The sequence below is a fragment of the Oleiphilus sp. HI0067 genome (assembly GCF_001635735.1).
Genome location: NZ_LWFI01000364.1, coordinates 1 through 981 on the forward strand (window position 1 = coordinate 1; position 981 = coordinate 981).

The window sequence follows — 981 nt, forward strand, 5'->3', positions numbered from 1 at the left end:
AGCGGGTTCGTAGAATTTCGATCGGGTTATGTCCTACTTAGGAACAACCTGCTCAGCTTGTGGGCCTTTTTGACCTTGGCCTACAGTGAACTCAACTTCTTGGCCTTCAGCTAAGGTTTTAAAGCCTTCAGACTGGATTGCACTAAAGTGAACAAAAACGTCTGGACCGCCGTTTTGCTCGATGAAACCGAAGCCTTTTGACTCGTTAAAAAACTTAACCTTACCTGTAACTCTTTCTGACATAACCTATTCCTGAATATATAACGTAATTGAAACGCTCAAAACGTGGATATAGGTATGTACAAACAAGCATTCTAGATGCCCAATGTCATAAAAATAGCCGTGTTTTTAAGGCTTCCTTAGTTATACTAGCTGACTTTAATTACAAACACCAAGAATTGTTTTAACAATGAACAAAAGCATTCGCACAGAGATCTTCACACGCTTTCGAAACGACAATCCAAACCTGAAACAGAACTGAATTACAGCTCTCCTTTCGAGTTACTTATTGCTGTCATTTTATCTGCCCAAGCGACCGATAAAGGCGTTAACAAAGCAACTGACAAACTCTTTCCTGTCGCAAACTCTCCCGAAAAAATATACGCGCTGGGAGTAGATGGCTTAAAGGACTATATAAAAACCATCGGCCTATTTAATGCTAAAGCAGAAAATGTCATCAAGACATGTGAGATGCTCATTTCTCAACACAACTCAGAAGTACCTGAAGATCGCGAAGCCCTAGAGGCACTCCCTGGCGTTGGAAGAAAAACCGCTAACGTTGTACTTAATACAGCCTTTGGCCATCCTACAATGGCGGTCGACACACATATTTTCCGAGTAGCAAACAGAACGAAGATCGCTCCGGGCAAGAATGTACTGGAAGTCGAAAAGCGCTTATTACGCGTTATTCCAAAAGAATTTCTTGTGGATGCTCACCACTGGCTGATACTTCATGGACGCTACACATGTATGGCACGAAAG

Annotated in this window: 1 protein-coding gene and 1 pseudogene; one reads left to right on the forward strand and one right to left on the reverse strand. The window is 42.1% G+C overall.

Going from position 1 to position 981, the window contains the following annotated elements:
* Positions 1–33 precede the first annotated feature (33 nt).
* Positions 34–243, reverse strand: a complete 210-nt coding sequence (locus tag A3739_RS04370) for a cold-shock protein (RefSeq protein ID WP_068475510.1) — start codon at positions 241–243, stop codon at positions 34–36.
* 166 nt (positions 244–409) lie between these two features.
* Between A3739_RS04370 and nth the strand changes: the two are divergent.
* Positions 410–981, forward strand: a pseudogene (gene nth, locus A3739_RS04375) (endonuclease III); the annotation flags it as partial.

Excerpts from the sequence above, each read along its gene's own strand:
- A3739_RS04370 (WP_068475510.1), bottom strand. The coding sequence starts at position 243 with ATGTCAGAAAGAGTTACAGGTAAGGTTAAGTTTTTTAACGAGTCAAAA.